This is a genomic window from Methylobacterium sp. J-067 (assembly GCF_022829465.1).
GTDB classification, from domain to species: domain Bacteria; phylum Pseudomonadota; class Alphaproteobacteria; order Rhizobiales; family Beijerinckiaceae; genus Methylobacterium; species Methylobacterium litchii.
On record NZ_JAKSXZ010000049.1, the window covers coordinates 1 to 6,648 of the forward strand.

Here is a 6,648-nt window from a genome sequence, read left to right on the forward strand (position 1 = left end):
GCGACGGGGCAGCTCTCCGCGCAATCGGAGCGGCTGCGGGCCGAGGTCGCGCAGTTCCTGCAGAACGTCCGGGCGGCCTGAGGGCGCTTACGCCGCCCGCGCGGCCGGCGCCTCCGGCGCCGGCTCCGCCGGCTTGGTGCCGGAGAAGTCCCGCGCCGCCAGGGGCAATTCAAGGGCCGCGCAGAGGCCGCCCTCGGGGCGGTTCTCCAGGATCAGCCGCCCGTCATGGGCCTCCACGATGGCCTGGACGATGGACAGGCCGAGGCCGAAGCCGCTCGCCGCGTTGAGGTTGCGCGCCCGGTCGCCGCGCACGAAGGGCTGGAGCATCGTCTCGCGCTCCGCGTCGGGGATGCCCGGCCCCGCATCGATCACGCAGACGCGCACCCCGCGATCCGAGCCCTCCATCACGAGGCGCGCCTGACCGCCGTACTTCACGGCGTTGTCCACGAGGTTGGTGATCGCCCGCTCCAGCTCGTCAGGCTGGCCGCGCACGAGGACGTGGCGGCTCCGCTCCACGGCCACCGGGGCGCCGATATCCGCGAAGCCGTCGCAGACGGTCTGCACCACCGAGGCGAGATCCACGAGGCTGTGGCTCCCCGAATCCCGCTGCTGCCCGTCGCGGACGAAGGACAGGGCCGCCTCCACGAGGCCGTTCATCTGGTCGAGGTCGCGCAGGGTCGCGGCCCGTGCCCCCTCGTCCTCGATGAACTCGGCGCGCAGGCGCAGCCGGGTGATCGGCGTGCGCAGGTCGTGGCTGATGGCGGCGAGCATCTGCGTGCGGTCGTCGATGAGGCGGCGCACGCGGGAGCGCATCCGGTCGAGCGCACTCGACACCGCCAGCACCTCCTCCGGCCCGGCCTGCGGCAGGGCGACGTGGTCGTCCCGCGCGCCGAAGCCCTCCGCCGCGCTGGCGAGCCGGGCGAGCGGCGCCGTGAGCGCCCGGGTCGCCCAGACGCAGAGCAGGGCCAGCGTCAGGGCCAGGAACACGCCCGTGAAGATCAGGGCGCCCTGGCGGGGCGGGCGCAGGGGATCGTCGGCCAGCGTCGCGCGGAACATCGCGCCGTTGCCGGTGGCGATGCCGACATGCAGGTACTCACCGTCCCCGGTGGGCTTGAGGCTCGTCACCGTCACCGGGCGCCCGGCGGCGGCGCGCAGGCGGCGGATCACCGCCCGGTCGGGGGCCGGCTCGGCCCCCTGCGGCGCCACCCCGTCCCAGGGCTCGATCTCGACGAGGGGCAGGGAGCGCGCCCCCGCCGCGATCAGCGCGTGGCGGGCCGCGGGTTCGGCCACGTCGAGGAGACGGGCCAGGACGCCGACCCGCGCCGCCGCGACGCCGGGCAGGGCGTCGGGGTTCTGCGGCTCGTGGAGCAGGAAGAACGAGGCGGTGGCCACCACATGCGCCACCGCGATGCCGGCCACCACGAGGAGGGCGATCTGCCCCGCGATGCTGCGCGGGCGCAGGCGGGCCCGCAGCCCGGCGAGGGTCATGACCGCGTGACCTCGGGCGTGAACAGGTAGCCGCCGGAGCGGATGGTGCGGATGTATTCGGGGTTGCGCGTATCGATCTCGATCTTCTGGCGGATGCGCGAGACCAGCACGTCGATGCTGCGCTCGAACGGGCCCGCCGCCCGCCCCTGCGTCAGGTCGAGGAGCTGGTCGCGGGAGAGCACCCGCCCCGGCCGCAGGCAGAGGGCGTGGAGCAGGTCGAACTCGGCGCCGGTGATCGACACCCGCGCCCCCTCGGGGCTGAGGAGCTGGCGCAGGGAGACATCCAGCGTCCAGCCGGCGAAGTGGAGGCGCTTGCGCTCGTCCGGCTCCGGCGCCTCAGCCGAGACCCGGCGCAGGATCGCGCGGATGCGGGCGAGCAGTTCGCGCGGGTTGAACGGCTTGGCGAGGTAATCGTCCGCCCCGAGTTCGAGGCCGAGGATGCGGTCGACCTCTTCCGATTTGGCGGTGAGCATCAGGATCGGGATCTGCGAGGTCTCGCGCAGACGCCGGCACAGGCTGAACCCGTCCTCGCCGGGGAGCATCAGGTCGAGGACGATGAGGTCGATCCGCGCCTCGGCGAGCGCCCGCTCCATCTCGCGGCCGTCGCCGGCCAGCGTCACGCGGCAGTCGTTGCCGCGCAGGTAGCGCGCCACGAGGGCCGAGATCTCGCGGTCATCTTCCACCACAAGGATGTGGGGTGTGGCGGGAGCGGTCATCGCGCGGGATTCTAGGAGTGGATCGGCGAGCGTCATCCCCGGATTATGGACCGGCCGCGGCGATATTCGAAGATCGCGGAGGGAACCATTTTGTAAACCGGTGTTTCCGACCCCGCGAGATCAATCGGGGAGCGTCCATGACAGGGACCGCACGCATCGAACCGCGCCCGCCGGAACTGGCCTTTCCGTGGCGGACGGAAGCCCGCGCCGCCCTCCAGGCGGAGGCCCGCGCCTTCGCCCGCGACACCGTCCTGCCGATGGCCGACGCACTCGACCGGCACAAGGCCGAGATGCCCCGGTCCCTGATCGCCGCGATGGCCGACCGGGGCTGGTTCGGCATCACCATCCCCAGGGACCATGGGGGGATGGGGCTCGGGGTGTTCGAGTATTGCCTCGTCTCCGAGGAATTGGCCCGATCGTGGCTGTCGGTGGGCTCGATCCTGGCGCGCGGCCAGGGGCTCGGCACCCAGACCCTCGACCCGGAGCGCCGCGCCGACCTGATGCGCCGCTCGGCGCGCGGCGAGTGGATCGGCTCGATCTCCCTGTCCGAGCCCAATGCCGGCTCGGACCTCGCGGGCGTGACGACCAAGGCCGTGCGCGAGGGCGACACCTGGGTGCTCACCGGCCGCAAGCGCTGGGCGGGCTTCGCCAAGGGCGCGCATTTCATCGAGGTCCTGGCCCGGACCCGCGAGCCGTCACCGGGCGAATCGCGCTCGGCCGGGCTGGAGCCTTTCCTCGTGGTGAAGGAGCCCGGCACCTTCCCCGCGAACATGACCGGCCGGGTGATCGACAAGATCGGCTACCACGGCTTCGAGACCTTCGAGCTCGATCTCGATGGCGTGCGGGTGCCCGAGAGCGACCGCCTCAACGGCCTCTACGGCGACCAGGGGGCGGATGCCGATTCCGGCGGGTTCGCCGCCGTGCAGCGGGGCCTCAACATCGCCCGGGTCCACACCGCCGCGCGGGCGGTGGGCGTGGCACGGGCGGCGGTGGAGGATTGCCAACTCTACCTGCAGGAGCGGGAGCAGTTCGGCCACCCGATCGGCGACTTCCAGGCCCTGCGCTTCGCCCTCGCCGACATGGCCGCCGAGGTGACGCAGGCCCGCGCCTTCTGGCAGCAGGTGGCCCACCTCCTCGATGAGGGCGAGCCGGCCGAATCCGAATCCGCGATGGTGAAGCTCACCTGCACCGAGATGGCGGTGAAGGTGACGAACCAGGCGATGCAGCTTCACGGCGGCAACGGCTACACCACCGAGCGCCGGGTGGAGCGCTATTGGCGCGATGCCCGCCTCACCACGATCTTCGAGGGCACCAGCGAGATCCAGCGCCGGATCGTCAGCGACAGGATGCTCCCGCGCCCCTGAGTCCATGCGGCGAATCGTCGAACCGGACTCCTCACCACCCCGCTGCCGGCTACCTGAGCAGCGAGGGATGTCATCCGCCGCCCGTGCGGCGGCCCAACCGGTATGCCAGTGTCCAAGCCTATCAGCGATTACGCCCTCATCGGCGACACCCATTCCTGCGCGCTGATCGCCCGCGACGGCTCGGTCGACTGGCTGTGCTGGCCGCGCCACGATTCTCCCGCCCTGTTCCTCAAGCTCCTCGACGACGAGAAGGGCGGCTCCTGCGCCCTCGCCCTCGACGGGCTCGACCGGACCCATCGGCGCTACCGGTCCGAGACCAACATCCTCGAGACGACCTTCGAGACGCGCACCGGCCGCGCCCTCCTCACCGACGCGATGCCGGTGAACCCGCCCGCCCCCGAGCCCGAGGAGGGCCCGGACGGCGAGGGCGAGAGCCGGCTGATCCGCCGCCTCACCTGCGAGGAGGGCACGATCGAGGGCCGCTTCACCGTGCGCCCGACCTTCGACTACGCCCGCCGCCCCTGCGAGCCGATGGACGACCGCGGCTCGGTGCTGTTCGAGGCGGGGGATTGGCGGCTGCGGGTCAACGCCTCGCCGGCCCCGCGCATCGCGGACGAGACCGCCATCGTGACGTTCCGCCTGAAGGCGGGCGAGACCGCCTACCTCGTCCTCACCCATGGTGAGGACGACGAGGGCGCCGCAATCGAGGATCTGGCCGGCGCCGACCGGCGGATCGCCACCACCGAGGAATACTGGCACCGCTGGAGCGCCCGCTGCACCTATCGCGGTCCCTACCGGGACACGGTGCTGCGCTCGGCGCTGTGCCTGAAGCTCCTGACCTATTCGCCCTCCGGCGGCATCGTCGCGGCGGCGACCGCCGGCCTGCCCGAGGCGGTGCCCGGCAACCGCAACTTCGACTACCGGTTCACGTGGATGCGCGACGCCGCCTTCACGGTGACGGCCTTCGTGATGCTCGGCTACGTCCGCGAGGCCTCCGAATTCCTGCGCTTCCTGCGCGAGCGCGACCCCACCTACGGCCGCGACACGCGGCTCATGTACGGCGTCTGCGACACGATCCCGCCCGAGGAGGCGCTGACCCACCTCTCCGGCTGGAACGGCATCGGGCCGGTGCTCATCGGCAACGCCGCCGAGGACCAGGACCAGCACGACATCTACGGGGAGTTGCTGCGCGCCCTCTGCGTCTTCCTCGAAGCGGTCGACTACAACCCGCCGGAGAAGGTCCACGACCGCCTGCCGGAGGTGCTCGACAACCTCACCGCCCGTGCGATCCGCCACCGGCACGACGCGGACAACGGCATCTGGGAATTGCGCACTGGGCCACGCCAGCAGTTCCACACCAAGGCGATGCTCTGGGTGGCGCTGACCGACGCCGCCCGGATCGGCCGCCACATCCGGGGTGTGCCGGAGGACAGAATCGCCGAATGGGAGCGGGTCGCCGCCGAGATCCGCGCCGAGTATCTGGAGAAGGGCTGGAGCGAGGAGCGCGGCGCCTTCACCGGCGCCTACGGCTCGCACCATCTCGACGCCGCCGTGCTGCGCGTCGCCCTGTTCGGGGCCATCGACCCCTCCGATCCGCGTCTGCGCTCCACCCTGGCGGCGGTCGAGCGGGAGCTCGGCGACGGCGACCTGATCTACCGCTACCGGATGGAGGACGGGTTCGAGGGCGACGAGGGCGCCTTCACGGCTTGCGCCTTCTGGCGGGTCGGCTGCCTCGCCCTCGACGGCCGGACGGGGGAGGCCAAGGCCGCCTTCGAGCGGCTGGTCGCGCGCGGCAACGATGTCGGCCTGTTCGCGGAGGAGATCGATCCCGCCACCGGCGAGCAGCGGGGCAATACTCCCCAGGGCTTCTCCCACATGGCGCTCATCAACGCCGCCCTACGGCTCGATGCGTCCATCGCGAAGTTCGGCCTGCCCGGCGGCGCAGCCGAACCGGAGCGGCGCGCAGCCGAATAGGTTTGCCATCAACTGGTTGTGATACGCTATCCGAATGATGTCTTTCCGCTCACCGGAGACGATCTTCTGAATTCGGCAGCATCCTGTCTTTAATTTTTGCCGACCAGCTTGGCGGCATCGGTTGGAGACAGGCAATGTTACGGTTGGCGGACCTGAAGGTTCTGACGAAGCTCACGGGCGTGATCGGGTTGATCGCGGTGATCGTCGGGGGATGCATCTGGTACGCGCAGGGGCGCATGACCCAGATCGACGACGCCTACAGCGCCTTCATCGACCAGGAGGCGGAAGCCGCGCTGCTGGTCCGCCGCAGCAACCGGCTGATCTTCGAATTGAACTACTGGGTCTATCGGGTCATCGCGGAGACCGAGGACGGCCAGATGCAGGCCGCCAGCCGGGGCTTCGAGGCGGCCGTGCCGGCGATGAGGCAGACGATCGCCGAATTGCGGGAGAAGGCCCCGGCCTTAGCCGCCCGGATCGACGCCCAGGCCGTGCGGATCGACCGCTTCGTCCAGGATACCGGCGAGGTCCGCCGCCTCGGCATGGCCAACCAGAACGCCGAGGCCATCGTCCTCGTCCACAAGGCCATCGATCCGACTTTCAGCACCATGGTCGAGGAGGGCAACAAGCTCGGCGACGCCATCCGCGACAGCATGCGCCAAGGGTCGGCCGAGCTCACCACCCAGACCAACGCCACCCGCCACACCCTGATGGCCTTCAGCGGCCTCGGCATCCTGGCTGGGTTCCTCGTCGCGTTCCTCGTGGCCTCCTACGGCATCACCCGCCCCCTCGGCAGCCTCGTCACGGTGCTGCAGCGGATGGCGAAGGGCGAGATCGACGCACAGATCCCCGAGGCGCGGCGCGGCGACGAGATCGGCGCCGTCGGCAAGGCGGTGGAGGGCATCAAGACGATGGTCGCCCAGAAGGCCGCCGAGCAGGCCGAGATCAAGCGCATCGCCGACGAGGCCGCCGCCCGCGAGCGCAAGCGCACCATGGTCGAGCTCGCCGACGGGTTCGAGGCGGCGGTCGGCGGCATCGTCGGCATGGTCTCCTCCTCGGCCACCGAGTTGCAGGCGACCGCCCAGCAGATGAGCTCCGCCGCCGGAGAG

The 6,648-nt window shown here is 71.2% G+C and carries 5 protein-coding genes; 3 read left to right on the top strand and 2 right to left on the bottom strand.

Going from position 1 to position 6,648, the window contains the following annotated elements; all coding sequences use genetic code 11:
• Positions 1 to 87: 87 nt before the first annotated feature.
• Together MKK52_RS04065 and MKK52_RS04070 are read right to left on the bottom strand one after the other, a co-directional pair.
• Positions 88 to 1,488 carry an ATP-binding protein gene (locus MKK52_RS04065; protein WP_243952481.1) on the bottom strand — a complete coding sequence of 467 codons (1,401 nt, stop codon included), beginning with the start codon at positions 1,486 to 1,488 and terminating at the stop codon, positions 88 to 90.
• Positions 1,485 to 2,204, bottom strand: coding sequence for a response regulator (locus tag MKK52_RS04070; RefSeq protein WP_243952482.1), 720 nt, complete (start codon positions 2,202 to 2,204; stop codon positions 1,485 to 1,487). Before MKK52_RS04070 ends, MKK52_RS04065 begins: the two co-directional genes overlap by 4 nt.
• Before the next feature lie 137 nt (positions 2,205 to 2,341).
• Between MKK52_RS04070 and MKK52_RS04075 the strand changes: the two genes are divergently transcribed.
• The 3 genes from MKK52_RS04075 to MKK52_RS04085 form a co-directional block, all read left to right on the top strand.
• Positions 2,342 to 3,568 carry an acyl-CoA dehydrogenase family protein gene (locus MKK52_RS04075; protein WP_243952484.1) on the top strand — a complete coding sequence of 409 codons (1,227 nt, stop codon included), beginning with the start codon at positions 2,342 to 2,344 and terminating at the stop codon, positions 3,566 to 3,568.
• A gap of 102 nt (positions 3,569 to 3,670) precedes the next feature.
• The gene (locus tag MKK52_RS04080; protein ID WP_243952485.1) at positions 3,671 to 5,542 is read left to right on the top strand and encodes a glycoside hydrolase family 15 protein; all 1,872 of its coding nucleotides are present in this window, start codon (positions 3,671 to 3,673) and stop codon (positions 5,540 to 5,542) included.
• Between the two features lie 134 nt (positions 5,543 to 5,676).
• The coding region (locus MKK52_RS04085) for a HAMP domain-containing protein (protein WP_243952486.1) at positions 5,677 to 6,648 on the top strand (972 nt) is incomplete at its 3' end.

What these genes read in the sequence shown, in the direction of transcription:
- MKK52_RS04065 (WP_243952481.1), bottom strand. Translation starts at nt 1,488, where the DNA reads ATGACCCTCGCCGGGCTGCGGGCCCGCCTGCGCCCGCGCAGCATCGCG.
- MKK52_RS04070 (WP_243952482.1), bottom strand. Translation starts at nt 2,204, where the DNA reads ATGACCGCTCCCGCCACACCCCACATCCTTGTGGTGGAAGATGACCGC.
- MKK52_RS04075 (WP_243952484.1), top strand. Translation starts at nt 2,342, where the DNA reads ATGACAGGGACCGCACGCATCGAACCGCGCCCGCCGGAACTGGCCTTT.
- MKK52_RS04080 (WP_243952485.1), top strand. Translation starts at nt 3,671, where the DNA reads ATGCCAGTGTCCAAGCCTATCAGCGATTACGCCCTCATCGGCGACACC.